This window comes from Streptomyces sp. NPDC050564, assembly GCF_044457265.1.
GTDB lineage: Bacteria > Actinomycetota > Actinomycetes > Streptomycetales > Streptomycetaceae > Streptomyces.
Genome location: NZ_JBITGS010000004.1, coordinates 228011 through 254839, shown reverse-complemented (window position 1 = coordinate 254839; position 26829 = coordinate 228011). Strand labels below are relative to the sequence as shown.

Sequence of the window (26829 nt, the reverse complement as noted above, 5' to 3'; positions counted from 1 at the left end):
GCGCGAGATGCGCTGGTGGGACATCGATCCCGTACTGGAGCTGGAGAAGGACCTCTTCCCCGAGGACGCCTGGTCGCGCGGGATGTTCTGGTCCGAGCTGGCCCATTCCCGCGGGGCGGAGGCGACGCGGCGGTATGTCGTCGCCGCCGACGGCGATCGGCTCGTCGGTTACGCGGGACTCGCCGCCTCCGGCGACCTCGGCGACGTACAGACGATCGCCGTCGCCCGAGATCAGTGGGGCACCGGGCTCGGCGCCCGGCTGCTGACCGAGCTTTTGCGGGCCGCGACCGCGTTCGAGTGCGCCGAGGTGATGCTCGAATGCCGTGTGGACAACGTCCGCGCACAGAAGCTGTACGAGCGCTTCGGCTTCGAACCCATCGGCTTCAGACGCGGCTACTACCAGCCGGGGAACATCGACGCCCTGGTCATGCGCCTGCACATGGCATCCGACAGCGGCCCCGCCGCGGGCTCCACATCGGTACAAGGAAACGAGACCAATGGCTGACGAACCACTCGTCCTCGGCATCGAGACCTCCTGCGACGAGACCGGCGTCGGCATCGTCCGCGGCACCACCCTGCTCGCGGACGCGATCGCCTCCAGCGTCGACGAGCACGCGCGCTTCGGCGGTGTCGTGCCCGAGGTCGCCTCCCGCGCCCACCTGGAGGCGATGGTGCCGACCATCGACCGGGCGTTGAAGGAGGCGGGGGTGAGTGCGAAGGACCTGGACGGCATCGCGGTCACCGCCGGGCCCGGGCTCGCCGGTGCGCTGCTCGTCGGGGTCTCGGCCGCGAAGGCGTACGCGTACGCGCTGGGCAAGCCGCTGTACGGCGTCAACCACCTCGCCTCCCACATCTGCGTGGACCAGCTGGAGCACGGGGCGCTGCCGGAGCCGACGATGGCGCTCCTCGTATCGGGCGGGCACTCCTCGCTCCTCCTCTCCACGGACATCACGTCCGACGTACGGCCGATGGGCGCGACCATCGATGACGCGGCGGGCGAGGCCTTCGACAAGATCGCGCGGGTGCTGAACCTCGGCTTCCCGGGCGGCCCGGTCATCGACCGGTACGCGACGGAGGGCGACCCGCGTGCGATCGCGTTCCCGCGCGGGCTCACCGGGCCGCGCGACCCGGCGTACGACTTCTCCTTCTCCGGTCTGAAGACCGCCGTGGCCCGTTGGATCGAGGCCAAACGGGCGGCGGGAGAGGAGGTGCCGGTGCGCGATGTGGCCGCGTCCTTCCAGGAGGCCGTGGTGGACGTGCTGACCCGCAAGGCCGTACGCGCCTGCAAGGACCAGGGCGTCGACCACCTCATGATCGGCGGTGGCGTGGCCGCCAACTCGCGGCTGCGCGCACTGGCCCTGGAACGCTGCGAGGCCGCCGGGATCCGGCTGCGGGTGCCGCGGCCGAAGCTGTGCACCGACAACGGCGCGATGGTGGCCGCGCTGGGCGCGGAGATGGTCGCGCGGAACCGGGCGGCTTCCGACTGGGACCTGTCGGCGGACTCGTCACTGCCGGTGACGGACCCGCATGTGCCGGGACGCGGGCATTCCCACGATCACTCGCATGATCATGTGCATGAGGTCAGCAAGGAGAACCTGTACTCGTGACCGTCGCGCTGATGTGGGAGGCGCGGGCGGTCGCCGGACGGGGCGGGGAGCTGCTCGACTGGGTGCGGGAGCGGTCGAAGCGGCTGCCGGGGCAGCCGCTTCGGCTGGAGATCCTGCGGGCCCCTCAGGACCGCGTCCTCGTCATCACGTGGTGGGACGCCGCGTACGACGCCGAGCTGCCCGAACTTCCGGAGCCGGACGGTGAGTTGGTGAGCCGGGCCGTGCACCGTTGGCGGTTCGAGTCGGTCTCCTGACGGCCGCGTTTCCGGCCGGGCCTCCCGTCGGCCTCTGTTTTCCGGAAGACTCCTGCAAGGTTTCGCTGGTGAGGCCGGAGCTGGTGGGGGAGTCTTGAACACGTCGACGGAGGTGGGCGCAGTGGCCCGGGAGAGCATCAAGAACAAGGTGACGATCACCGAGATCGCCCGGCAGGCCGGGGTCTCGGTGCCCACCGTGTCGCGTGTCGTCAACGGCCGTTCCGACGTGTCCCCGGAGACCCGGGCCCGGGTCGAGGACCTGTTGCGCCACCACGGCTACCGGCGCAAGTCGTCCGCGCCGGGTGACCGGGCCGCCCTCATCGACCTGGTCTTCAACGACCTCGACAGTCCCTGGGCCGTGGAGATCATCCGGGGGGTCGAGGAGGTCGCGCACGCCGCGGGCGTGGGCACGGTGGTCTCCGCGATCCACGGCGCTTCGGGCTCGGCCCAGCAGTGGATGACCAATCTCCGGGCCCGCACCTCGGACGGGGTGATCCTGGTGACCTCCGTCCTCGAACCCCGGCTGCACGAGGAGTTGCGGCGCCTCGGCGTGCCGCTCGTCGTCGTCGACCCGGCGGGGTCACCGTCGCTGGACGCGCCCACCGTCGGCGCCACCAACTGGGCGGGCGGCATGGCCGCGACGGAGCATCTGCTCGGCCTCGGTCACCGCAGGATCGGCTTCGTCGCGGGACCGCCGCGGCTGCTGTGCTCGCGGGCCCGCCTCGACGGCTACCGGGCGGCACTGGAGAGCGCGGACATCGCGGTCGACGACGCCCTGATCGTGCCGGGCGACTTCTACCACGCGTCCGGCTTCGACGGCTGCAACACGCTGCTCGACCTGGACGAGCCGCCGACCGCGCTGTTCGCGGCCAGCGACCAGATGGCGCTCGGCGCGATCGAGGCGCTGCGCCGCCGTGGCCTGCGGGTTCCCGAGGACATGAGCGTCGTCGGCTTCGACGACCTGCCGGAGGTCCGCTGGTCGGCTCCGCCGCTGACGACGGTCCGTCAGCCGCTCGCGGACATGGGCAAGCTGGCGACGCGTACGGTACTGCGGCTCGCGCTGGGCGAGGAGCCGGCGTCGCCGAGGGTGGAGCTCGCGACAGAACTGGTGATCCGGGCGAGCACAGGCGCCCCGTAAGGGGCGCGGAGAACGGCGCGCGACCTGCCACGAACCATCCGCAGCCAAACAACCACCCGATATTTGTCAGGAGCGTTGACATACCCACGCCACGCCCGTAATTTCCGTGCGCACTCGACCGATAATTTTCGGCACTCTTCCGGAAGGTGCGCGATGCGAGCGTTGGGCAACACCTACACCCCCCTCAACCGCCGGAGGTTCCTGGCGGCTACCGCGGCGACCGGTCTGGGCGCGGCGGCCCTGAGCGCATGCGGCTCGTCCGACAGTGGGAACGGCTCGGGCAAGACCACCATCGAGTGGTGGAACATCACCACCACCCAGCCCGCCAAGAAGCTGTGGGCCCAGCGAGCCAAGGAGTTCGAGGCCGCGAACCCGGACGTGAAGATCAAGGTCGTCACGATGGAGAACGAGGCCTACAAGTCGAAGATGACCGCGCAGATCGCCTCGGGCAAGCTGCCGGACATCTTCCACACCTGGGGCGGCGGCGTCCTCAAGCAGCAGCTCGACGCAGGCCTGGTCGAGGACCTGACGGGCAAGGTCCCCTGGACCGCCGACTACGTGCCCGCCTCGATGGCGGCCTACAAGTACGACGACAAGTTGTACGCAGTCCCCTTCGACATCGGCGCGGTCGGCTTCTGGTACAACAAGGCGCTCTTCAAGAAGGCCGGCATCACCACGCCGCCCACCACCTGGTCGGGCTACCTCGACGCGATCAAGGCCCTCAAGAAGGCGGGCATCACACCCATCGCCCTGGCCGGCAAGGAGAAGTGGCCCGGCATGTACTACTGGGCGTACCTCTCGATGCGCGTCGCCGGTCTCGAAGCGATGCAGAAGGCCTCCGACGACGCCGACTTCACCGGCGACGACTTCGTCAAGGCGGGCCAGCACCTCAAGGACCTCGTCGCACTGCAGCCCTTCCAGAAGGGATTCCTCGGCGGGGCCTACTCCGACCCCAACGGCGAGGCGGCCCTGATGGGCAACGGCAAGGCGGCCATGGAGCTGATGGGCCAGTGGGCGCCGATCGTCGAGGCCGACTCCGGCAAGGGCATCGGCAAGGACCTCGGCTTCTTCTCCTTCCCGGCCGTCGAGGGAGGAAAGGGCGCGCTCACCGAGGTGTTCGGCGGGGGCGGCGGTCACGCGCTGCGCAAGGACGCGCCGAAGGAGGCGCTGGACTTCCTGAAGTTCTTCGCCGAGAAGGAGTTCACGGAGAAACTCATCAAGCAGACCGGCCTGATACCGGTGTCCAAGGCCACGCTCGGCGCGCTCACCGACCCCAACCTCATCGCCGTCTCCGGGATGCTGAACAAGGCCACCGGCTTCCAGCTCTACCTCGACCAGGCGTACGCTCCCGCCGTCGGCCAGGAGATCAACGACAGCGTCGCCGCCCTCATCGCGGGCTCCAAGTCGCCCGAGCAGGTGACGCGTTCGGTCACCCAGGTCGCCAAGAGCGAGAAGAGCTAGCGCCGCCGATGACCCACTCGACTTCGACCTCCGCGACCTCTTCGGGGGGGCCGGCGCCGTACGTGACCGAGGTCGGCAAGTACACCGACCCGGACCCCGCCGCCCCCGGCCCGGCGCGCCGCAGGTCGCCGCTGCGCCGGCTGAACGACTGGCTGTCGGCCGTCGTGTTCACGGTCCCCGCCCTCATCCTGTTCGGCCTGCTCGTGCTGGTGCCGATGGGCTACGCGATCTACGTCAGCTTCTTCAACTGGGGCGGCTTCGGCTCGCCCTCGGACAGCATCGGCCTCGACAACTACACGCGACTCTTCAAGGACCCCGTGTTCATCGGGGACTTGGGGCGCGGCGCGCTGCTGATCGGCTTCTCCATCGTCGTGCAGCTGCCGTTCGCCCTCGCCATGGCCGTGCTGCTCAACCAGAAGCTGCGCGGCCGGGCCGTGTACCGGATGCTGTTCTTCGCCCCGTACATCCTGTCCGAGGTCATCACCGGCGTGCTGTTCAGCATGATCTTCGCGCCGGGGGAGGGGCTCGCCGACAAGGTCCTCGACAAGGTCGGGCTCGGCGGGCTGGGCGGCGACTGGTTCGCCGGTCAGCACAGCGTGATGCCCACCCTCTTCATCGTCATGACGTGGAAGTACTTCGGCTTCCACATGATGCTCTACCTGGCGGGCCTTCAGGGCATTCCGGCGGAACTGCAGGAGGCGGCGCGCATCGACGGCGCCGGCACCTGGCAGCGGTTCTGGCACATCACGCTGCCGCTGCTCGCGCCGACCCTCCGGATCAGCGCCTTCCTCTCCGTCGTCTACTCCATCCAGCTCTTCGACCTGGTCTGGGTCATCACCACAGGCGGCCCCGACCACGCCTCCGAGACCATGGCGATCAGCATGGTCCAGTACGGCTTCAAGCGCTATCAGATGGGCTACGCCAGCGCCATCAGCGTCGTGATGTTCCTGATCAGCCTGGTCTTCGCGCTCGCCTACCAGCGCTTCGTGCTGCGCCGGGACACCGAAGGAGCCATCACCAACATGCGAGGAAACCGATGAGCGCCACGACGGAGCTGCGGAAGAGCGCACGGCGGCGCCGGCGGCTGCGCAGCCTGCCCGTGTACGTGACGCTCTGGGTGGTCGGCGTCTTCATGGTGACCCCGCTCCTCTACGCCCTGATCTCCGGCTTCAAGTCCACCGACCAGCTGTCCTCCAACCCGTTCGGGCTGCCCTCGCCGTGGGTGACCTCGAACTACACCTCGCTGCTCGGCTCGGGCTCCTTCTGGCGGGCCATCGGCAGCAGCACGGTGATCGCGGTGGGCGCCACCCTGCTGACGGTGGCGACGGCGGCCCTGGCGGCGTTCGCCCTCGCCCGGTTCTCCTTCCGCGGGCGTGAGTTGATGTTCACCCTGTTCACGATGGGGCTGATGTTCCCGTTCGCGGTCGCGATCCTGCCGCTGTTCATTCTGCTGCGCACCTTCGGACTGCTGGACAACCCGTGGGGCGTGATCCTGCCCGAGGCGGCCTTCGGACTGCCGGTGACGATCATCATCCTGCGCGGCTTCTTCCGGGAGATCCCGGCGGAGTTGGAGGAGGCGGCCACCCTCGACGGCTGCACCCGCTTCGGGTTCTTCTGGCGCATCCTGCTGCCGCTGGCCCGGCCCGCGCTCGGCACGGTCTCCGTCCTCGCCATCGTGGGCAGCTGGAACCAGTTCCTGCTGCCGCTGCTCGTCTTCAGCGAACCCACCTGGTGGACCATCCCGGTCGGCATCCAGCAGTTCCAGGGCCAGTACTCCGCCGACGTGGCCCGCATCTTCGCCTACCTGGTGCTCGCCATGGTGCCCGCTATCGCCTTCTACGCGGTCGCCGAGCGGCAGCTGATCGGCGGCATCACACTCGGCGCGACCAAGGGCTGACGGCCGAACACCCCATAACTGTGAGGAGTTACATGACCCACCCCTGGCAGGACCCCGCTCTGCCCGCCGCCGTCCGCGCAGCCGACCTGCTCACCCGTATGACCACCCAGGAGAAGATCGCCCAGCTCTACAGCGTCTGGCCCGGCTCGAACGAGACGCCGGGCGGGGACATGGCGCCGCTTCAGCACGCCCTGTCCGAGGACATCGACCTGGCCGAGCTTCTGCCCAACGGGCTGGGCCAGTTGACCCGCCCCTTCGGTACCGCGCCCGTCGACCCGGCCGAGGGCGCTGCGCGACTCGCCTCCCTCCAGGAACGCATCCGCTCCGCGAACCGCTTCGGACTGCCGGCCCTCGCGCACGAGGAGTGCCTCACCGGGCTCACCGCCTGGCAGGCGACGATCTTCCCGACCCCGCTCGCCTGGGGCGCGAGCTTCGACCCCGCCCTGGTCAAGGAGATGGCGTCGTCGATCGGCGCCACCATGCGGTCCGTCGGCATCCACCAGGGGCTGGCCCCCGTCCTCGATGTCGTACGGGACGCACGCTGGGGCCGTACGGAGGAGGCGATCGGCGAGGACCCCTACCTCGTGGCGACCGTCGGCACCGCCTACGTCCAGGGGCTGGAGTCGGCGGGCGTCGTCGCCACGCTCAAGCACTTCGCCGGGTACTCGGCCTCGCGCGGCGCCCGCAACCACGCGCCCGCGTCGATCGGCCCGCGCGAACTGGCCGATGTCATCCTGCCGCCGTTCGAAATGGCCCTGCGGGAGGGCGGCGCGCGGTCGGTGATGGCGGCGTACAACGACGTCGACGGGCTGCCCGCACACGCGCACCACCAACTGCTCACCCAACTTCTGCGCGAGGAATGGCAGTTCACCGGCACAGTCGTCGCCGACTACTTCGGGGTGACCCTCCTGGAGTCGGCGCAAGGGCTCACCGACTCCCCGGCGGGGGCGGCGGCAATCGCGCTCGCGGCGGGCGTGGACGTGGAGCTGCCCGCCGTACGGTGCTACGGATCGGGGCCGCTCGAAGAGGAGCTGGTGGACCGGGCCGCGCTGCGCGTGCTGACGCAGAAGTGCGAACTGGGGCTGCTCGACCCAGACTGGGCGCCCCCCGCTGCCGAGGACACGGTCGACTTCGACCCGCCCCATATGCGGGACCTGGCACGGCAGTTGGCTCAGGAGTCCGTCGTCCTGCTGGCCAACGACAACGGCCTGCTGCCACTCGCGCCCGAAGTGCGGCGCATCGCCGTCCTCGGCCCGCTCGCCGACGACCCGGCGGCCATGCTCGGCTGCTACACCTTCCCCCGCCATGTCCTCCTCGACCACCCCGACGTCCCGATGGGCGTCGCCGTACCGACGCTGCTCGACGCGCTGCGCGCGGAGCTGCCGGACGCCGAGTTCGGGGACGACCCGGCGGCGGCCGACGTGTGCGTGGTCGCGGTCGGCGACCGGTCCGGACTGTTCGGGCGTGGCACCTCGGGGGAGGGCTGCGACGCGGCGGACCTCGAACTGCCCGAGGGTCAGGGCGAGTTGGTGGAGAAGGCGCTGGCCGCCGGGACGCCCGTCGTGCTGGTCGTGTTCTCCGGGCGGCCGTACGCGCTCGGGCGCTGGGCCGACCGGGCCGCGGCGCTGGTGCAGGCGTTCTTCCCCGGCCAGGACGGCGGAACCGCGGTCGCGGGCATCCTGTCCGGACGGGTCAACCCGTCGGGGCGGCTCCCGGTCAGCGTGCCGCGCGAGCCCGCCGGGCAGCCGTACACCTATCTCGCCCCGCCCCTCGGACAGGTCAGCGGGGCGAGCAACCTCGACCCGACACCGCTGTACCCCTTCGGGCACGGGCTGTCCTACTCGACGTTCGACTGGCAGGCGGCGTCCGTCGACGCCGAGTCCGTCCCGACCGACGGCGAGACGGCGCTGCGGGTGACGGTCCGCAACACCGGGGAGCGGGCCGGAACGGAGGTCGTCCAGCTGTATCTGCACGACCCGGTCGGCAAGGTGGCGCGACCAGTGGTCCGCCTGGTCGGGTACACGCGGGTGCCGCTCGAAGCGGGCGCGTCGGCGGAGGTCCACTTCACGTTCCCGGCGGACCTGGCCGGGTACACCGGGCCGAATGGCGACCGGATCGTCGAACCCGGCGCCCTGGAACTGCGGCTCGCGTCCTCCAGCGCCGAGACCGGCATACGGCATGTGGTGCCGGTGACGCTGACGGGGGAGGAGCGGGTGCTCGGCGTGGAACGGCGGATGCGGTGCGAGGTGCGGGTGAAGTGAGGTGACCTAGCTGCCACCAGGGGCACCTCCCGCCTTTCCGGGGTAGGTGCCCTCGGTCCGTACCCATATTTCTGCACGAATGTTTCCGGACGATCTCCGAATGTTCCGGGAAATCCCGGTCTCGTAGAGGGTCCGTCATGACCATGCGCAGGGATACCATCCCGCTCATGAATCCTGCGAAGCCCGTGGAGTCCCGGCCGGCGGCGAGGTCCACCCAGACGGCGACGCTCGCGGAGATCGCCCGCGAGGCCGGTGTGTCCGCTCCGACTGTTTCGAAGGTGCTCAACGGCCGCGCCGACGTCGCCCCGGGGACCCGTACGCGCGTCGAGGAGCTGCTGCGCGCGTACGGCTACCGGCGCCGCCGTGCCGAGGCCGCCCGCTCGCCCCTCATCGACGTGGTCTTCCACGAGTTGGAGAGCGCGTGGGCGATGGAGGTCATCCGGGGCGTCGAGAACGTCGCGCGCGACGAGGGGCTGAGCGTGGTCCTCTCGGAGAGCTCGGGCCGCCTCACCCCGGGCCGCACCTGGGCCGACCAGGTCGCCGCCCGCCGCCCGCACGGCGTGGTGCTGGTGCTCAGCGGTCTCGACGAGTCCCAGCGGGCGCTGCTCACGAGCCGCTCCATCCCCTTCGTGGTGGTGGACCCGGCCGGCGACCCGGGCACCGACGTGCCCTCGGTCGGCGCCACCAACTGGCACGGCGGACTGTCCGCCACCCGCCACCTCGTCGAACTGGGCCACACCCGCATCGGCGCGATCAGCGGACCCTCGCGGATCATGTGCAGCCGTGCCCGCATCGACGGCTACCGCGCGGCGCTGGAGACCGCGGGGCTGACCGTCGACCCCGAGCTGATCCGGCAGGGCAACTTCCACCACGGCATGGGCTACCTCGCGGGCCTGGAGCTGCTGCGCCTGCCCGACCGGCCCACCGCCGTCTTCGCGGGCAACGACCTCCAGGCGCTCGGCGTGTACGAGGCCGCGCGCGAACTCGGGCTGCGCATCCCCGAGGACCTGAGTGTCGTCGGCTTCGACGACCTTCCGCTGGCCCGCTGGGTGGGGCCGCCGCTGACGACCGTACGGCAGCCGCTGACGGAGATGGCGGAGGCGGCGGCGAAGCTGGTGCTCGAACTGGGCCGGGAGGAGCGGCCGTCGGCGGGGACGAGGGTGGAGCTGGCCACGAGCCTGGTGGTGCGGAGCAGTACGGCGCCGCCGTCGGCGTAGGACTGACGGAGCGGTACGGCGCCGCCGTCGGCATAAGGCATTCCGAGCAGGACCAGCTGATACCGGTGAGCAGGTCTGGCTGATATCGGCGATTGCCGGCGGTGCGGTCCTGACGGATGTCTTGACGAGGTGTGGGAGCGGTCCCACACTTCCCCGAGTCGATCGGTTGCACAACCGAAACTTTCGGAGGCACCCGCATGAGATCCTCCCTGCGCACGCGGCTCAGCGCCTTGTTCACCGGCGCCGCCGCCGCGGCCGTCCTGCTCGCGGTCGGCACGACCGCCCACGCGGCCGACACCCCCCTTCGCGACCTCGCCGCCGCCAAGGGCAAGGTCATCGGCACCGCCGTCACCGGCTCCAAGCTCACCGGCACTTACGGCGACATCGCCGGGGGCCAGTTCAACTCGCTGACCCCGGGCAACGCCATGAAGTGGGGCTCCGTCGAGCCCACCCGGGGCAGCTTCAACTGGGCCGAGGCCGACCAGATCGTCGCCTTCGCGCAGGCCCACAACCAGCAGGTGCGTGGCCACACCCTGGTCTGGCACAGCCAGAACCCGAGCTGGCTGACCAACGGAACCTGGACGACCGCCGAGCTGAGCGGCCTGCTCCAGGACCACATCACCACCGAGGTCACCCGCTACAAGGGCAAGCTGGCGGCCTGGGACGTGGTGAACGAGCCCTTCAACGAGGACGGCACCTACCGCTCCACCCTCTGGTACAACGGCCTCGGCGCCGACTACATCGCCCAGGCGCTGACCTGGGCCCACGCGGCGGACCCGAGCGCCAAGCTCTACATCAACGACTACAACGTCGAGGGCGTCAACGCGAAGAGCACCGCCCTGTACAACCTGGTCAAGTCGCTGAAGGACCGCGGTGTCCCCATCGACGGCGTCGGCCTCCAGGCTCATCTGATCCTCGGCCAGGTCCCCGCCACACTCCAGCAGAACATCCAGCGATTCGCCGACCTCGGCGTCGACGTCGCGATCACCGAGCTGGACATTCGTATGCAACTCCCGTCGGACACTGTGAAGTTGACGCAGCAGGCGGCCGACTACAAGGCCGTCTTCGACGCGTGCGTGGCCGTGTCCAGGTGCTACGGCGTCACCGTCTGGGGCTTCACCGACTCCGACTCCTGGATCCCGGACGTCTTCTCGGGTTACGGCGCGGCGACACCGTACGACGAGAACTTCGCGCCGAAACCGGCGTACTCCGCGATCGCGACCTCGCTCGGGGGCACGTCGACGCCTCCTCCCACGGGCGGATGCGCGGCGACGTACGGGATCAGCAGTCAATGGAACACGGGGTTCACCGGGCAGGTGACGATCGCCTGCTCGAGGGCGGCGCTCTCCTCCTGGAAGGTGAGCTGGACGTACGGCGCGGGTCAGCGGATCACCCAGGCCTGGAACGCCACCTGCAGCCAGTCCGGAACCGCGGTGACGTGCGTCAACGCCTCCTACAACGGAACGGTTGCGGCCGGCGGATCGGTGACGTTCGGGTTCAACGCGTCGTGGAGCGGGAGCAATCCGGTGCCCACGGTCACGCTGGGCTGAGGTCTGCCTGAGAAGTCTGAGATTTTCCGAAGGAAACCCGAGAAGAGGTTCCTGCTCGTAATAATTCGGACTTACGTTCCTCCGCGTGACTTCTGAAGACGAGCACGGGGACGGCAACGAGGACGCCGCGAGACGCGGTGGCCGGCGGCGAGGCCTGCTGAAGGCCGCCGGCATCGCGCTCGCCGGCGTCCTCGTACTCTCCGCCGCGGGGGCGAGCTGGGCCTACTGGCACCTGAACGACAACATCAAGAGCGTCGACATCAACAGCGCGCTGGGCGACGACCGGCCTGCGCGGGCCGTGTCGACCCCGTCGGTGTCCGCATCCGCCTCGGCCGCTGCCACACCGCTGCCGAGCGGCGCCCTGAACATCCTGGTCCTCGGATCCGACTCCCGCAGCGGCAAGGCGAACGCGAAGCTCGGCGGGGGCAGCAGCTCCGGTGCCCGCTCGGACACGGCGATGGTCGTCCACATCGACGAGGGCCGTACGACGGCGACCGTGGTGAGCATTCCCCGGGACACCCTGGTGACCCGCCCGTCGTGTCCGACGTCGTCGGGCGGGACGACCTCGGTGGCGTACCAAGCGATGTTCAACAGCGCGTACTCGGTGGGCGGCCCGGTCTGCGCGGTCAAGACGGTCGAGTCCCTGACCGACGTCCGCATGGACCACTACATCGAGATCGACTTCTCCGGCTTCGCGGACCTCGTCGACGCGCTCGGCGGCGTCACCGTCACGACGGACGAGGACATCGACGACGACAAGAGCCACCTGCACCTCACAGCCGGCGAACACCACCTCGACGGCACGAAGGCGCTGGCGCTGGCCCGCACTCGTCATGGCGTGGGCGACGGCAGCGACCTGGGGCGCATAGGCCTGCAACAGAAGCTGGTGAAGGCCCTGTTGAAGCAGATCGCGTCGACCGATCTGCTCACCGACCCGACCAAGCTCTACAAGGTCGCGAACGCGGTCACGGGCAGTCTGACGACGGACACGGGTCTCGACTCGCTGGGTGAGCTGATGAAGCTCGGCCAGAGCCTGAAGGGACTGTCGTCCGAGGACGTCAAGACGGTGATGATGCCCGTCGTGACGGCTCCGTCGGACCACAACCGGGTGGTGGCGAACGAGCCGGAGGCGAGCGAGCTGTGGGCGTCGCTGAAGTGAGCCGGGAAGCCTGGCGATCGCCTTGGCGTCCCCGCTTGCCTCACTCGCACCGGAGGGCCGGTCGTTCTCGCTGTACCAGCCACCGCCATCAGTACCGGACATCCAGTACGTGTAGACGCCGTTCACCAGCGGACCGTACGGCGTGGCGGCCACGAACTCGGGGTTGACGTCGCAGTCGGCGAAGCCGTCACGGCAGCCCTTGGCGTCGGCGGGCGCCTTGAGCTTGGCGTCCGGGTACGTCGTCACGGCACCGGACACCACATCGACGGCGTCGGCGTCCCGCGCGGTCGAGAACACCATGACCCCGTCGTCCTGCATCTGCGCCAGGCCCGTGGCTCCCGGAACCTGCGCGTTCGCCGCCGGTGCCACCGCGTCACCGGACGATTCGACGGCGTACGCGGCCGTGCGGGCCACGTCCGTGCCCTTGTTCACGCCGTCGTCGCCGGTCGAACCGTACGCGTTGAGGACCGCGTACGTCTTCCCCTTCTCGCTGGTGACCGAGAGCGCGGCGGAGTTGATCCCGCCGTCCTTCGGCTTCGGCAGTTTCCACGGCTTGCCGCTCCAGCGCACCGCGCCGGTCTTCAGGTCGCGCGCCACGACGGTGGCGGTGTTCGCGTCGGTGTCCTGCCGCACGAACAGCACGACGTCACCACCCGGCGCCACGACCGGCGACGTCAGCCCCTCGGACGCCTTGACGGCCGAGTGTGAGGCCGCAGGCGACGGCGGAGGCGACGATCTCCTCGACCATCCACAGCGCGCCCTTGTCCGTGAGGTCGCCGAGGCCCAGCACCTGGACCACCCAGGGCATACCGCACAGCACTGTGTGCATGTGGACGGCGGTGGCGAGGACGCGCACGCGCGGATCGTCGGGCAGGGCGGGGCGCGGGACCGTCGCCGCCATGCCGTCTGGTGACGGTCGCGGCGAGCGCGACGGGGGCCGGACCCGCAGGGCTGGTGCACGGCTTCTCGTCGGCCTTCCGCATGGCGGCCGGATGCCGGCCACGGCGGCCCCGGCGGCAGCCGCGCTGTCCGGACCAACGCTCCGACCTGCGGAAAAGACCCTTCCAGAAGAAACGTCGAAGAAATCCGGAGACAGTGTCGAAACGGGCCCCTCCCGTTCGACGCAAGGGTGAGAGGCGGGGAGAGACCCCGCCCGGAACGGCCGAAGACCCGGCCGCCGTACCGAAGGAGTCACCATGCCGCGCTACCTCTCGATCGTCCGCGTCGACGAGACCACCGCGCCCCCGGAGGGCCCCAGCCCCGAGCTGATGGAGCGGATGGGGGAGCTGATCGAGGAGATCACCAAGGCCGGGGTGATGCTGGACACCGCCGGGCTGACTCCGCAGGGCGAGGGCAAGCGGGTTCGCTGGGAGGGCGGCCAGGTCACCGTCACGGACGGGCCGTTCGCCGAGTCCAAGGAGGTCATCGGCGGCTACGCCATCACCCAGTGCAAGGACATGGACGAGGCCGTCGAGTGGACCAAGCGGTTTGTGAAGGTGCACGAGGAGTACTGGACGGTGACCTGCGAGGTGCGGGAGATCGCCGAGGCCTGAGCGTTCCTTGGCCTGAGGCCGTCGAGGGTGTTGCATGGTGGGCTGTGACTGAGCAGCCCACCGTCGGCACAGCGGGTGCCATCGAGACCGTCTTCCGCATCGAGTCGCCCCGTGTCATCGCCGCCGTCGCCCGGATCGTCCGGGACGTCGGCATCGCCGAGGAGCTCGCGCAGGACGCCCTGGTCGCGGCGCTTGAGCAGTGGCCGCGGGACGGTGTGCCGGACAACCCGGGCGCCTGGCTGACGGCCGCCGCCAAGCACCGCGCGATCGACCTCGTACGCCGCCGGGAACGGTACGCGCGCAAGCTGGAGGAGGTGGGGCGGGACCTGTCGGTCACCGCCCCGCACCACGTCGACGAGCCGGTCGACCCGGACGACATCGACGACGACCTGCTGCGGCTCGTCTTCACCGCCTGTCACCCCGTGCTGTCCGCCGAGGCCCGCATCGCGCTCACCCTGCGCCTGCTGGGCGGCCTGACCACAGCCGAGATCGCCCGCGCCTTCCTCGCCCCGGAGCCGACGATCGCCCAGCGCATCGTGCGCGCCAAGCGGACGCTGGCGACGAAGGGGGTCGCCTTCGAGGTCCCGTACGGCCCGGAGCGCGAAGCCCGTCTCGGATCCGTCCTCGAGGTCATCTACCTGATCTTCAACGAGGGTTACGCGGCCACGGCGGGCGACGACCTGCTGCGTCCCGCCCTGTGCGAGGACGCGCTCCGACTGGCCTGGGTGCTGGCCGAGTTGATGCCGAAGGAGCCCGAAGTGCACGGACTCGTCGCTCTGTTGGAACTCCAGGAGTCCCGCGCCGCCGCCCGCACCGGACCGTCCGGCGAACCGGTCCTGCTGAAGGACCAGAACCGCCGCCGCTGGAACCGCCTGCTGATCCGCCGGGGCTTCGCCGCGCTGGGCCGCGCCAACGCCGTCGGCACGGGCGCCCCCGGCCCGTACGCCCTCCAGGCGGCCATCGCCGCGTGCCACGCGCAGGCGTACGCGTACGAGGACACGGACTGGGGCCGGATCGCCACCTTGTACGGCCTGCTGGCGGCCCGCTCTCCGTCCCCCGTGGTCGAGCTGAACCGCGCCGTCGCCGTCTCGATGGCGCAGGGCCCGGAGCCCGCGCTCACCATCGTCGACAGCCTCGCCGGCGAACCCGCGCTCCGCGAATACCACTTGCTGCCCAGCGTCCGGGGGGACCTGCTCGCCCGGCTGGGGAGGACGGGGGAGGCGCGGGCGGAGTTCGAACGGGCGGCCTCGCTGGCCCGGAACGAGCGGGAGCGGGAGCTGCTGACGACCCGGGCGCGCGAGCTGGAGGGGCCGTGAACGGCACACCCGTAACTCCATTCCCAAGCTGATCAGCAAGGGCTTACAGTTGCGCCGCTGCCGTACACGGGAACGACGCTCTCCGTTCATCCCGAAGGCCCCTGTCAGGTGCGGTCCGGCAGCCCACAGCTACCTGGGGGGGACACCCATGAGAATCTCCGCGCGCCACAGACTCCTGGCGCTCACCGCCGTGACGGCCCTCGCCGCCGGCACCGCAACCGCGCTGGCGCCGGGCGCGGCGGCCGACGTCGCCGGGTGGCCGGCGGCCGACGGCCGGATCGCCGTGGTCAACGACGGCATCATGTCGATGGACGTCACCGGCAACGACGAGAAGCGCATCTCCAACGGCTCCGACGACGAGTCGCCCGCGTGGTCGCCCGACGGCAGCCGCGTGGTCCTCGAGGACGCCGGATCACTACAGACCATCAGCGTCACCGGCAGCACCAGGACGACGGTCTACGAAGGTGCCGACAGCGGCCCCTCGGCGTCGCACCCGACGTACTGGACCTACGGCCGCGAGATCGTCTACTCCGCGGCGAGCAAGCTGTACTCCATCGCCGCCGACGGCAGCACCCCAGTCCGGCTGCTGGCCTCCGGCGGCTGCGACACGCTGCCGAGCGGCGACGCGGTCGGAAAACGTCTCGTCTTCCAGCGCAACGGCGGATCGTGCACCACCAAGACGCCGTCCGTCGTGCTGTACGACGCGGCGACGAAGACGCAGACCACGCTCGTCGCGAACGGCGGCTCGCCCGCCCTCTCGCCCGACGGCACCAAGGTCGCGTTCGTCCGCTCCGTCGACGGGTACCGCCAGCTGTTCTCGGTCAACACCGACGGCACAGGCGAGCGCCGCCTGACCAACGACACCGGCGACTACGACACCCCCGCCTGGGCGCCCGCGAGCGACCGGCTCGTCGTGCACTTCAATCGGCCCACCAGCGGCGGCCGCCAGGAGAGCAACGTCGTCATGACGATCACCGCGGACGCGGTGACGGAGGGCGAGCCCTTCCCGTGGGGCGGCCGTTCGCCCGCCTGGCAGCCGCTCCGCAAGAACACCGTCGCCCGGATCTGGGGCGCCGACGTCTACGGCAGCAACATCGCCGGGTCCCGCTGGACCTGGAACACGGTCGGCAAGAGCGAGGCGGGCCTGATGGACGCCTCGTCCGCCGTGCTGGTCTCCCAGGACAGCCAGTCGTACGCGCTGACGGCCCCCGCCCTCGCGGGCAAGAGGCACGGCCCGGTCCTGCTGACGCCCTCGACCTCGGTCTCCTCGCCCGTGCAGGCGGAGCTGAAGCGGGTCCTCAAGCCCGGCGCCACGGTCTACCTCGTCGGCGGCACGTCGATCCTCAGCAGCGCGGTCTCCTCGAAGATCTCCTCGCTCGGCTTCACCCCGAAGCGGCTGGCCGGCACCTCGCGCTACTCGACCTCGGTCGCCGTCGCCAAGTCCATCACCAGCGCGCCGGACTACGTCTTCATCGCCACCGGCACCGATTACCACTCGGCGCTCGCGGCCGCGTCCGCGGCGGGCTCCCTCGGGACCTCCGGCAAGGCCACCGTAGTAGTGAACGACGGCAACACGCTGACCTCGTCGGTCAAGTCGTACCTGAACAGCCTCGACCCGGACGACACCTACATGATCCCGGTCGGTACCTCGGCGAAGTACGCGCTGACCCACACGCCGTTCTCCAACTGGCCCTCGACGTACACCTATTACCCGGTCACGGCCGCCACCAACGCGGGCACCGCGGCCGCCCTCGCGAAGATGTGGTGGGGCGGGCCGAGCAGTGCGGCGCTCGCGTACAGCGACAGCTGGCGCGGCGGCACCACCGCCGCCTCCGCGATGAACGTCTTCGGCCCGCTGCTGTGGACGGACCTCGGCACGCTCTCCACCGACACCAAGTCCTACCTGGTCAGGGATGCCGCGAGCATCAACGGCCTGGCGGTCTTCGGCGGCACCGGCTCGGTCTCGACGACGGCGATGAACTCCGCGGGCGCGGCGATCAGCGCGAGCAGCAGCCAGTGGAAGTACACGCCGTACTACAACGGCGCACCGGCGGCGACGAGTTCGTACTCCTCGGTCGGCCCGGTCGCGGGGGCCCCGTCGGCGCACGCCGGCACCGGGCTCCGGCCCGCCGCGGAGCCGGACCTGGTCTCGCTCAGGACCGACCACCACCAGTAGCCGGCGTCGCGGGTGCCCCCACCAGCATGGTCGGGGCACCCGCCACCCGTGTGAGGAACACCGTCGCGGATCCGGGACCGTGCGCCTTGGGCAGGGCCTTGCGCCGCAGCTCCTCCGGTTCCACGGCCGACCCGCGCTTCTTCACCGTCAGGACGCCGACCTCCCGCTCCCGCAGCAGCGCCTTCAACTTCTTCACGTTGAAGTGGAGTTGATCGGTGATCTCGTATGCGGTGGCGTACGACGTCGGGCGCAGCTCGTCCGCCGTGACGTACGCGATGGTCTCGTCGATCAAGCCGCCGTCGAGCTCCTCGGCCACCTCCGCGACCAGATGGGCGCGGATGACGGCGCCGTCGGGCTCGTACAAGTAGCGTCCCGGCGGCCGGACTCGGGGGTTCGGGAGACCACGGCCGCGCAGCTCGCGCGGTCCCGGCAGCAGCGTGGCCCGCACCAGACCGGGTTCCGTGCCGAACCACAGCACGGCCTCCTTCACATCCCCGCCGTCCGAGATCCACTCGGCCTCCGCCTCGGCGGGGACCGCCTCGTGGGGGATGCCGGGGGCGATCTTCAGCGCGGCGAGCGGCGCCTTCAGGGCCGTCCCGACCGCCCAGGACAGCGGGGGCGAGTAAGCCTCCGGGTCGAAGATCCGGCCACGGCCGCCCCGCCGGGCCGGGTCCACGAAGACCGCGTCGTACTGCGCGGTGTCCACCTCCGTGACATCCGCCTCGCGCACCTCGATGAGGCCGGCGAGCCCGAGCGCGTCGGCGTTCGCGCGGGCGACCCGCACCGTCAGCGGGTCGCGGTCGACGGCGAGGACCCGGATCCCGGCGCGGGCGAGCGCGATCGCGTCGCCGCCGATGCCGCAGCAGAGGTCGGCGACGGAACGAATGCCCAGCGCCCGGAACCGCTCCGCGCGGTAGGTCGCCACGCTGGTCCGCGTCGACTGCTCGACCCCGTGCGGGGTGAAGAACATCCGCTCCGCGTCCTCGGCCCCGAACTTCGCCGCCGCCCGCTGCCGAAGCCGCGCCTGCCCGAGGGCCGCCGAGACCAGCTCGGCCGGGTGCTCGCGGCGCAGCCGGGTGGCGACGGCCAGCTCCTGCGCCGGTTCGGTGCCGCGCACCTCGTCGAGCAGGGCGCGGCCCTCGGGGGTGAGCAGGGAGGCGAAGGAGACGTCGTTCACCGGGCCATTGTGGGCCAGTCGGTGGACGCTGCGCGTTCCGGCGGCGGTGTCGGGGCGCCGTGTGGGGCATGACCTGCGAGGATCCGGCGCCATGCGACCTGTACGACAAAAGTATAAAAATGCGGCGAAGGGGATGGGGCTTCGCGGAGGATTCGGCGCCCGCGGGAGTGCCGAATCCGGCAAGGGGGCCCGTACCCCCGGTGGAGCCGGCTTCCGCGGTGGAGTCGGTTCCCGCGGTGTGGTCGCCGTGCTCGCCCTCACCGCCCTCGTCTCCGGCTGCTCCGACGGTCACGGCGTGCGGCCGGCCCCCGGTCAGCAGGCGATGAAGGCGCCCCCCGCCCGTGCCCTCTACTCGTACGCCGTCAAGCTCCGCCTCGCGCAGGCCCAACGGGCCGCCGCGGCCAAGCGCTGGGGACTGGCCAGGACGCCGCTGACGGCCCCGCCGGCGCCCGTCAGGAAGCCGGTGATCAGGGCCCGCGACGGGTTCGAGGTCGACGACCAGGAGGAGCTGGACCTGCCCCCGGTCTTCACCACCGTCCCCACCAAGGACAAGGTCGTCTTCCTCACCATCGACGACGGCGAGGAGAAGGACCCGAAGTTCCTGCGGATGATGAGCGATCTGAAGATCCCGTACACCGCCTTCCTCAGCAACTACCTGATCAAGGACGACTACCAGTACTTCCGGAAGATGCGCGACCAGGGCGTCACGCTGAACAACCACACGCTTCACCACCCCTACCTGCCCGGACTCTCGTACGCGGAACAGAAGGACGAGATCTGCGGCATGCAGGCCATCATGAAACGGCAGTTCGGCAAGCGCCCCACGGTCTTCCGGCCCCCGTACGGCAACTACAACCAGGACACCCTGCGCGCCGCCAAGTCCTGCGGCATCAAGTACGCGCCCATCTGGGACGAGGAGGTCTTCGTCGACCACTGGGAGTACCGCGAGTGGGACCAGGACCTGCACCCCGGCGACATCGTCCTCACCCACTTCCGCGGCCGGAACGACTGGAAGGGCACGATGCCCGACATGGTGCGCCGCTTCATGAAGAAGGTGACGGACGAGGGATACGCGGTGGCCCGCCTGGAGGACTACCTGTGAGGGTGCGGGGACTGGTCGCCGGGCTGCTCGCAGCCGCGCTCCTGAGCGGCTGCGCGCAGTCCGTCGACCCGATCGAGCGGCTGGGCAAGAAGGCGGCACAGAAGGTACGGCCACGCGAGTCGGCGTACCGCCGCTGGGGGCTCGCCGCCCCGCTCGCCAGGGCGCCGAGACCGCCCGTCCGGACCACCGCCCGCACCGCGGGTCCGGGGCTGCCGCCCGTCGTGGACCACGTCCCCACCCGCGACAAGGTGGTCTTCCTGACATACGACGACGGCGTCGAGCGCGATCCGCGGTTCGTCGACATGGTCCGTGAACTGCGGCTGCCGGTCAGCATGTTCCTCACGGACAGCGTCGTCGGGCCGGGGTACGGGCATTTCGCCCAGCTGCGCGCGGTCGGCGCCAGCGTGCAGAACCACACCCTCGACCACGCCTCCCTGCGCGGCCTGCCGTATGTCGGTCAGCGCGCCGAGATCTGCGGCCAGCAGGTCAAGCTCAAACAGCGCTTCGGCATCCGGCCCCGGCTGCTGCGGCCCCCGTACGGCAGGTACGACCGCACGACGTTGCGCGCGGCGGGGGACTGCGGGGTCGCTGCGGTCGTACTGTGGCGGGCGTCGATGAGGGCGAAAAGGCTGCGGTGCGCGGAGGGGGACCGGCTGCGACCCGGCGACATCATCCTCGCCCGTCCGCAGGACACGGACGGCGTCACGCTCAGCGAGTCGACGACCCGGTTGCTGCGTCGTGTCCAGGCGCAGGGATTCACGGTGGCCCGTCTCGAGGACTACCTCTGACGGCGCCCACATCCACCCGGTGCGACCAGAAACATCGCGGCGCGCCGGAGGCTTCTGGCACTCCGCTTGACCGAGTGCTAATCGCGGTCATAGTCTCAGGTCTGGCACTCCCCCCTGGAGAGTGCCAGTAGCGACGGGCAGGTCCGGCACCCGCGACGACGGATCGACCTGGTCGCCACCTCAGACAGTTAACCCCGTGAGATCTCCGAAGGGGGAGGTCGGATCGTGACGACCGCCAGCTCCAAGGTTGCCATCAAGCCGCTCGAGGACCGCATTGTGGTCCAGCCGCTCGACGCCGAGCAGACCACGGCCTCTGGCCTGGTCATCCCGGACACCGCGAAGGAGAAGCCCCAGGAGGGCGTCGTCCTTGCTGTGGGTCCGGGCCGCTTCGAGGACGGTAACCGTCTTCCGCTCGACGTCACTGTCGGCGACGTCGTGCTCTACAGCAAGTACGGCGGCACCGAGGTGAAGTACAACGGCGAGGAGTACCTCGTCCTCTCGGCTCGCGACGTGCTCGCGATCATCGAGAAGTAATTCACCCGGTTTTGCAGTGAACTGCGCCCCTGGCCCCCGCGACCTTCAAAAGCCGGGCGCTGGGGGCGCAGTTCGTTTCTCCCAAAGTTTCCGAGAGGGCTGAATCGCTCCATGGCGAAGATCCTGAAGTTCGACGAGGACGCCCGTCGCGCCCTTGAGCGCGGCGTCAACAAGCTTGCCGACACGGTGAAGGTGACGATCGGCCCCAAGGGCCGCAACGTCGTCATCGACAAGAAGTTCGGCGCTCCCACCATCACCAACGACGGTGTCACCATTGCCCGCGAGGTCGAGGTCGACGACCCGTTCGAAAACCTCGGTGCCCAGCTGGTGAAGGAGGTGGCGACCAAGACCAACGACATCGCGGGTGACGGTACGACCACCGCCACCGTGCTCGCCCAGGCGCTCGTGCGCGAGGGCCTGCGCAACGTCGCCGCGGGTGCCTCCCCGGCGCTGCTGAAGAAGGGCATCGACGCGGCGGTCAAGGCCGTCTCCGACGAGCTCCTCGCCACCGCGCGCCCGATCGACGAGAAGTCCGACATCGCCGCCGTCGCCGGTCTGTCCGCCCAGGACCCGCAGGTCGGCGAGCTCATCGCCGAGGCGATGGACAAGGTCGGCAAGGACGGTGTCATCACCGTCGAGGAGTCCAACACCTTCGGCCTGGAGCTGGACTTCACCGAGGGCATGGCCTTCGACAAGGGCTACCTGTCGCCGTACTTCGTGACGGACCAGGAGCGCATGGAGGCGGTCCTCGAGGACCCGTACATCCTCATCCACCAGGGCAAGATCAGCTCCATCCAGGACCTGCTGCCGCTGCTGGAGAAGGTCATCCAGTCCAACGCCTCCAAGCCGCTGCTGATCATCGCCGAGGACGTCGAGGGCGAGGCCCTGTCGACCCTGGTCGTGAACAAGATCCGTGGCACCTTCAACGCCGTTGCCGTGAAGGCTCCCGGCTTCGGTGACCGCCGCAAGGCCATGCTCGGCGACATCGCCACCCTCACCGGTGGTCAGGTCATCGCCGAGGAGGTCGGCCTCAAGCTCGACCAGGTCGGCCTGGACGTGCTCGGCAGCGCTCGCCGCGTGACCGTCACCAAGGACGACACCACCATCGTCGACGGTGGCGGCAGCTCCGAGGAGGTCCTCGGCCGCGTCAACCAGATCAAGGCCGAGATCGAGAACACCGACTCCGACTGGGACCGCGAGAAGCTCCAGGAGCGCCTCGCGAAGCTGGCCGGCGGCGTGTGCGTGATCAAGGTCGGCGCCGCCACCGAGGTGGAGCTGAAGGAGAAGAAGCACCGTCTGGAGGACGCCATCTCCGCGACCCGCGCCGCGGTCGAGGAGGGCATCGTCTCCGGTGGTGGCTCCGCGCTCGTCCACGCCGTGAAGGTCCTCGAGGGCAACCTCGGCAAGACCGGCGACGAGGCCACGGGTGTCGCGGTGGTCCGCCGTGCCGCCGTCGAGCCGCTGCGCTGGATCGCCGAGAACGCCGGCCTGGAGGGTTACGTCATCACCTCCAAGGTCGCCGAGCTCGACAAGGGCCAGGGCTTCAACGCCGCCACCGGCGAGTACGGCGACCTGGTCAAGGCCGGCGTCATCGACCCGGTCAAGGTCACCCGCTCCGCCCTGGAGAACGCCGCCTCCATCGCCTCCCTGCTCCTCACGACCGAGACCCTGGTCGTCGAGAAGCCGGCCGAGGAGGAGGCCGACGCCGGTCACGGCCACGGCCACGGGCACTCCCACTGAGGCACCGCTTCATGAAGAAGCCCTCGTTCCCGGTCCGGGTACGGGGGCTTCTCCCTTGAGTGCTAGGCCTCCAGCGCGTCGAGCGCGCCGAGTTGGGCCATCAGCCCGAGCCGGTCGTACTGCCACCAGCCCTCGACGATCTTCCCGCCCTCCTCGCACCGGAAGACGGTCGTGCCGGTCATGGTGACCTGCTGCCCGGTCGCGGGTATCCCCATGAAGTCGCCGTTGTGGGTGCCGTTCCAGGTCCACCGCGTGCAGACGCGATCGCCTTGGGCGATCTGATCGTCGACCGTGAAGTCGAAGTCGAACCCGCCGCGCCACATACCGATCTCGCGCCGCATCGCGTCGAGTCCGATGGTGTCCTGCTCGTTGGCGGGATCGTGGTCGTGGTAGTCCTCCACCATCAGGGCGTTGAGCGGTGGCAGCTCACCCTTGGTGGCCACCGTTTCGAAGAACCTGCGGATGTTGGCGGCGTAGAGCTGCTCGTCGCGGACCACGTCCAGGTCCGTGAACGTCGGCATCTCGTCGCAGAGCGCCACCATCTCCTGGAAGATCCTGTCCGTCTCGGGAAGGTTCGAGTTCCGCATCGCCTCTTCGTACGAGGGGAACTCCACGATCTCTATGAAATGGGTGGCGTCGGACCGGTCCTTGGCGATCATGCTGTGCGTCGCGGTCCGCTTGCCCTTGGTCTGTTCGACCCATGTGTCCATCAGCTGGTTCATCTCGTCGAACCGGCTGGTCCTGCAGTCGATGAGCTGTACGAATGTCATGGCGCCGCCTCCGGCCCCCTGGGTCCGGTTGAACACCCTCATCTTCCCACCGGAGGGGCGACACCACCTACCTCATGTGTACTTCACACCGGCTCTCACCAGGGGCGTACTTCCGCCTTCAACTTCCGTTGTCACTGCGGTCCGTACTTCCGGCCCGTCTTCGACGAGATCCCGCCGAGCAGCGCCCGCGGCGTCACCTTCACCAACCCCATCAGCGCCTTGTAGCGCGGGTCCGGGATGGACAGCGACTTGCCGCGGGCCAGGTCCGCGAGCGCCGCCGCGACCAGCTTGTCGGCGTCGAGCCACATCCAGTTCGGGATGTTGTCCGTGCCCATGCCGGCGCGCTCGTGGAACTCGGTGCGCACAAACCCGGGGGCCAGCGCCATCAGCCGTACGCCAGTGCCCGCCAGGTCCTTCGCCGCGCCCTGCGTGAACTGCACGACCCACGCCTTGGACGCGCCGTACGTACCCCGCGGCACGAAGGCGGCCACCGACGCGACATTGACGACCCCGCCGCGGCCGCGCTCCCGCATCGCCTCGGTCGCCGCCGACGTCAGCCGGAGCACTGCCTCGCAGTGCACCTTGAGCATCTTCAGCTCGTCGGCCATCGGTACGTCGAGATAGCGTCCCTTGTTGCCGAAGCCCGCGTTGTTGACCAGCAGGTCGACCGGGTTCTTGCGGTCGCCGAGGCGGGTGGCCACCGCCTCGATACCGTCGTCGGTCGCCAGGTCCGCCGTCAGCACCTCCGCCTCGATGCCGTGCCGGTCATGCAGTTCGGTGGCCTGCTCGGCCAGCCGCTTCGTATCGCGTGCCACCAGCACGAGGTTGTGCCCGTCAGCCGCCAGTCGCCGCGCGAAGGCGGCGCCGATGCCCGCGGTCGATCCCGTAATCAGAGCCGTTGTCATGGCGCAAGATTAGTGACCTGACCAGGCGCCCGGCGCCCCCGCCATCCAACGCCCGGCCTTGCTCCACGAGTTCTGCGCACGGCCGTCGGCCGGGTCCTACCCGCCGTACTTCGCCACGTACCTCCGCGCCTTCTCCCGCGACTCCGGATGCAGTGCCTCGCCCGCCGCCAACAGCCTTGGCAGCAGCGCCTGTTCGGTCGTGACGGCGCGGAACTGGAGAGCGACCGTGACATCGTGGTCCGGCCGGTGCACGATCTCGATCGGGTCGCCGGAGCGGATCTCGCCGGGCTCGATCACCCGCAGATACGCGCCGGGCGCGCCCTTCGCGGTGAATCGCTTGACCCAGCCCTTCTCGCCGAGGTGCCCCTGGAAGGTGCGGCAGGGGATGCGCCCGCAGGTGACCTCCAGGACGACATCGGAGCCGATCCGCCAGCGCTCGCCGATCCGCGCGCCGGACACGTCGATCCCCTCCGTCGTGAGGTTCTCGCCGAACACGCCGTTCGGCAGGGTCCGGCCGAGCTCGCGCTCCCAGTCGTCGAGGTCCCCGCGCGCGACCGCGTACACGGCCTGCTCGTCCCCGCCGTGATGACGCATGTCGCACACCGCGTCCCCGGCGAGACCGCTCGCGCCGACCCCCTTCGGTCCCGGCGCGGTCACCCGAACGGGCCCCTCGACCGGCTGTTTGTCGATGCCGGTCACGCCCTCCGGCTGGTCCGTGTACTCGACGGCCCGCGCACGACCCAGGTTCAGGGAAAGAAGCTTCATGCCGCCACGCTAGGGGACAACATCCAAAGCGGCTACGCAATATTCGCCGTCGCCCCCAAGTCACGCTTATGCTCGGAGGGTGATCGAGGCCCGTCATCTCCGTGTTCTGCGCGCCGTCGCCGCCACCGGTTCCTTTTCGGCGGCAGGGCGCGAGCTGGGCTGCACCCAGCCCGCTGTCAGCCAGCAGATGAAGGCGCTGGAGTCGTCCGTCGGCACGCCCCTGCTGATCCGCACCGGCCGCGAGATGCGCCTGACGCAGGCGGGCGAGGCTCTGGTCCGGCACGCGGCGGGCATCCTCTCCGGACTGACGGCCGCCGAGGAGGAGGTCGCCGCGATCGCGGGCCTGCGCGCCGGCCGGGTCCGGCTCGTCTCCTTTCCCAGCGGCAGCTCCACGCTCGTCCCGACGGCCCTCGCCGCGCTGCGGGCCGCCCACCCCGGCACCCGCGTCTCCCTGGAGGAGGCCGAACCGCCGGAGTCCGTGGAAAAGCTCCGCGGCGGCGACTGCGACATCGCGCTGGCATTCCGGTACGAGGGCGCGGCAGGCATCGAGGAGTGGGACGACCTGGTCGTGCGGCCGCTGCTGACGGACCGGCTCGTCGGGCTGGTGCCCGAGCGGCACCGCCTCGCCCGTGCGGAGTCGGTGGCCATCGGTGAGTTCGCCGGGGAGTCGTGGATCGCGGGCTGCCCGCGCTGTCGCGGACAACTGGTCGAGGTCTGCCGCAGTGCCGGCTTCGAGCCCCGCATCGACTTCGCCACCGACGACTACCCGGCCGTGGTCGGCCTCGTCGGCGCGGGTCTTGGGGTGGCCGTCCTTCCGGAGCTCGCCATCGAGTCCGTACGACCCAAGGGGGCGCGGACAGTGACGGTGGAGCCCTCGGTGCGACGGGAGATCGTCGCGCTCACGCTGCCGGATCTGGCGCAGGTGCCGGCGGTCGCGGCGACACTGGACCGGCTGGCGCGGGCCGCGGCGCGATAGCGAAGTACCGCTCGCTGTCCCCTGGAGCCCGGGAGAAGCGTCCCTGAAGTGGCTGTGGCCCGGGGAAGCGCCCCCGTAGTAGCGAAAATAAGGGCACGCGCGTGCGTGCCCGTGTGCGCCTGAAGCGCAGAAACGTTCCTTCAGTTGTTCGAAGCGTGACCGCTTCCGGTGGTCGACGCCGAGACCAGCCGGTTGCGCGCCCGCCCCATGAGCTCTTCGCGCTCGTCCTCGGTCAGCCCGCCCCACACGCCGTACGGCTCTCTCACCGCCAGCGCGTGCGCCGCGCACTCCGCGCGTACCGGGCACCTCATGCAGACCTCCTTGGCCGAGTTCTCACGAGCGCTCCGTGCCGCACCGCGCTCGCCCTCCGGGTGGAAGAAGAGCGAGCTGTCGACCCCGCGGCAGGCCGCGAGGAGCTGCCAGTCCCAGAGATCCGCGTTCGGACCGGGAAGGCGGGAGAAATCTGCCATTGCGTGTCCCCTT

Annotated in this window: 25 protein-coding genes; 20 read left to right on the top strand and 5 right to left on the bottom strand. The window is 70.1% G+C overall.

The genetic code is table 11. The features are described 5' to 3' along the window. Positions 1–7: 7 nt before the first annotated feature. The 15 genes from rimI (at position 8) to ACIBK0_RS08725 (ending at position 17589) form a co-directional block, all read left to right on the top strand. Positions 8–505 (top strand): ribosomal protein S18-alanine N-acetyltransferase, encoded by a 498-nt coding sequence (gene rimI, locus ACIBK0_RS08795; protein ID WP_399077370.1) that lies wholly within the window; start codon positions 8–10, stop codon positions 503–505. Continuing rightward, positions 498–1607, top strand: coding sequence for a tRNA (adenosine(37)-N6)-threonylcarbamoyltransferase complex transferase subunit TsaD (gene tsaD, locus ACIBK0_RS08790; protein WP_399077132.1), 1110 nt, complete (start codon positions 498–500; stop codon positions 1605–1607). The genes rimI and tsaD overlap by 8 nt, the downstream gene beginning before the upstream one ends. Then, a complete protein-coding gene (locus ACIBK0_RS08785) occupies positions 1604–1861 on the top strand; it encodes a hypothetical protein (RefSeq protein WP_399077130.1) in 258 nt (85 codons plus the stop codon). The genes tsaD and ACIBK0_RS08785 overlap by 4 nt, the downstream gene beginning before the upstream one ends. 94 nt (positions 1862–1955) lie before the next feature. After that, positions 1956–2999 carry a LacI family DNA-binding transcriptional regulator gene (locus tag ACIBK0_RS08780; protein WP_399077128.1) on the top strand — a complete coding sequence of 348 codons (1044 nt, stop codon included), beginning with the start codon at positions 1956–1958 and terminating at the stop codon, positions 2997–2999. A 153-nt stretch (positions 3000–3152) separates the two neighbouring features. Next, positions 3153–4460 (top strand): extracellular solute-binding protein, encoded by a 1308-nt coding sequence (locus ACIBK0_RS08775; RefSeq protein WP_399077126.1) that lies wholly within the window; start codon positions 3153–3155, stop codon positions 4458–4460. A gap of 8 nt (positions 4461–4468) precedes the next feature. Next, positions 4469–5500 (top strand): carbohydrate ABC transporter permease, encoded by a 1032-nt coding sequence (locus ACIBK0_RS08770; protein WP_399077124.1) that lies wholly within the window; start codon positions 4469–4471, stop codon positions 5498–5500. Beyond that, complete coding sequence (locus ACIBK0_RS08765; protein WP_399077122.1) at positions 5497–6357, top strand: carbohydrate ABC transporter permease; 861 nt, start codon at positions 5497–5499, stop codon at positions 6355–6357. The genes ACIBK0_RS08770 and ACIBK0_RS08765 overlap by 4 nt, the downstream gene beginning before the upstream one ends. A 32-nt stretch (positions 6358–6389) precedes the next feature. Then, on the top strand, positions 6390–8618 hold the full coding sequence (locus ACIBK0_RS08760) for a glycoside hydrolase family 3 N-terminal domain-containing protein (RefSeq protein ID WP_399077120.1): 2229 nt from the start codon (positions 6390–6392) through the stop codon (positions 8616–8618). 167 nt (positions 8619–8785) lie between these two features. Next, positions 8786–9835 carry a LacI family DNA-binding transcriptional regulator gene (locus tag ACIBK0_RS08755; protein WP_399077118.1) on the top strand — a complete coding sequence of 350 codons (1050 nt, stop codon included), beginning with the start codon at positions 8786–8788 and terminating at the stop codon, positions 9833–9835. A gap of 197 nt (positions 9836–10032) precedes the next feature. After that, entirely contained in the window at positions 10033–11385 is a 1353-nt protein-coding gene (locus tag ACIBK0_RS08750; RefSeq protein ID WP_399077116.1) for an endo-1,4-beta-xylanase, read from the top strand. 85 nt (positions 11386–11470) lie between these two features. Continuing rightward, positions 11471–12544: an LCP family protein gene (locus tag ACIBK0_RS08745; protein ID WP_399077114.1), complete on the top strand. Its 1074-nt coding sequence runs from the start codon at positions 11471–11473 to the stop codon at positions 12542–12544. A gap of 142 nt (positions 12545–12686) precedes the next feature. Beyond that, positions 12687–13457 (top strand): hypothetical protein, encoded by a 771-nt coding sequence (locus ACIBK0_RS08740; RefSeq protein WP_399077112.1) that lies wholly within the window; start codon positions 12687–12689, stop codon positions 13455–13457. 283 nt (positions 13458–13740) lie between these two features. Next, the gene (locus ACIBK0_RS08735; protein WP_399077110.1) at positions 13741–14097 is read left to right on the top strand and encodes a YciI family protein; all 357 of its coding nucleotides are present in this window, start codon (positions 13741–13743) and stop codon (positions 14095–14097) included. Positions 14098–14141: 44 nt separating this feature from the next. Then, on the top strand, positions 14142–15413 hold the full coding sequence (locus tag ACIBK0_RS08730) for an RNA polymerase sigma factor (RefSeq protein WP_399077108.1): 1272 nt from the start codon (positions 14142–14144) through the stop codon (positions 15411–15413). A 148-nt stretch (positions 15414–15561) separates the two neighbouring features. Then, complete coding sequence (locus ACIBK0_RS08725; protein WP_399077106.1) at positions 15562–17589, top strand: cell wall-binding repeat-containing protein; 2028 nt, start codon at positions 15562–15564, stop codon at positions 17587–17589. On the opposite strand, the gene ACIBK0_RS08720 is transcribed toward ACIBK0_RS08725, so the two are convergent. Next, on the bottom strand, positions 17567–18766 hold the full coding sequence (locus ACIBK0_RS08720; protein WP_399077104.1) for a methyltransferase domain-containing protein: 1200 nt from the start codon (positions 18764–18766) through the stop codon (positions 17567–17569). The genes ACIBK0_RS08725 and ACIBK0_RS08720 overlap by 23 nt on opposite strands. Before the next feature lie 133 nt (positions 18767–18899). On the opposite strand from ACIBK0_RS08720, the gene ACIBK0_RS08715 reads away from it, so the two are divergent. From ACIBK0_RS08715 to groL, 4 genes are all read left to right on the top strand, one after another. Next, positions 18900–19868: a polysaccharide deacetylase family protein gene (locus tag ACIBK0_RS08715; RefSeq protein WP_399077102.1), complete on the top strand. Its 969-nt coding sequence runs from the start codon at positions 18900–18902 to the stop codon at positions 19866–19868. Then, positions 19865–20656: a polysaccharide deacetylase family protein gene (locus ACIBK0_RS08710; RefSeq protein WP_399077100.1), complete on the top strand. Its 792-nt coding sequence runs from the start codon at positions 19865–19867 to the stop codon at positions 20654–20656. The genes ACIBK0_RS08715 and ACIBK0_RS08710 overlap by 4 nt, the downstream gene beginning before the upstream one ends. A 225-nt stretch (positions 20657–20881) precedes the next feature. After that, the gene (groES, locus tag ACIBK0_RS08705; protein ID WP_077796719.1) at positions 20882–21190 is read left to right on the top strand and encodes a co-chaperone GroES; all 309 of its coding nucleotides are present in this window, start codon (positions 20882–20884) and stop codon (positions 21188–21190) included. A gap of 111 nt (positions 21191–21301) precedes the next feature. Next, complete coding sequence (gene groL / locus ACIBK0_RS08700; protein WP_399077097.1) at positions 21302–22930, top strand: chaperonin GroEL; 1629 nt, start codon at positions 21302–21304, stop codon at positions 22928–22930. A gap of 62 nt (positions 22931–22992) precedes the next feature. Here the strand turns inward: groL and ACIBK0_RS08695 are convergent, their stop codons facing one another. From ACIBK0_RS08695 to ACIBK0_RS08685, 3 genes are all read right to left on the bottom strand, one after another. Further along, positions 22993–23700 (bottom strand): ester cyclase, encoded by a 708-nt coding sequence (locus ACIBK0_RS08695; RefSeq protein ID WP_399077095.1) that lies wholly within the window; start codon positions 23698–23700, stop codon positions 22993–22995. Between the two features lie 131 nt (positions 23701–23831). Beyond that, a complete protein-coding gene (locus ACIBK0_RS08690; protein WP_399077093.1) occupies positions 23832–24605 on the bottom strand; it encodes an SDR family NAD(P)-dependent oxidoreductase in 774 nt (257 codons plus the stop codon). A gap of 96 nt (positions 24606–24701) precedes the next feature. Further along, on the bottom strand, positions 24702–25370 hold the full coding sequence (locus ACIBK0_RS08685; protein WP_399077091.1) for an MOSC domain-containing protein: 669 nt from the start codon (positions 25368–25370) through the stop codon (positions 24702–24704). Positions 25371–25449: 79 nt separating this feature from the next. Here ACIBK0_RS08685 and ACIBK0_RS08680 point away from each other — a divergent pair, with 79 nt between their 5' ends. Then, positions 25450–26346: a LysR family transcriptional regulator gene (locus ACIBK0_RS08680; protein ID WP_399077089.1), complete on the top strand. Its 897-nt coding sequence runs from the start codon at positions 25450–25452 to the stop codon at positions 26344–26346. A 140-nt stretch (positions 26347–26486) separates the two neighbouring features. On the opposite strand, the gene ACIBK0_RS08675 is transcribed toward ACIBK0_RS08680, so the two are convergent. Beyond that, positions 26487–26816, bottom strand: a complete 330-nt coding sequence (locus ACIBK0_RS08675; protein ID WP_189190278.1) for a WhiB family transcriptional regulator — start codon at positions 26814–26816, stop codon at positions 26487–26489. Between the last annotated feature and the right edge of the window lie 13 nt (positions 26817–26829).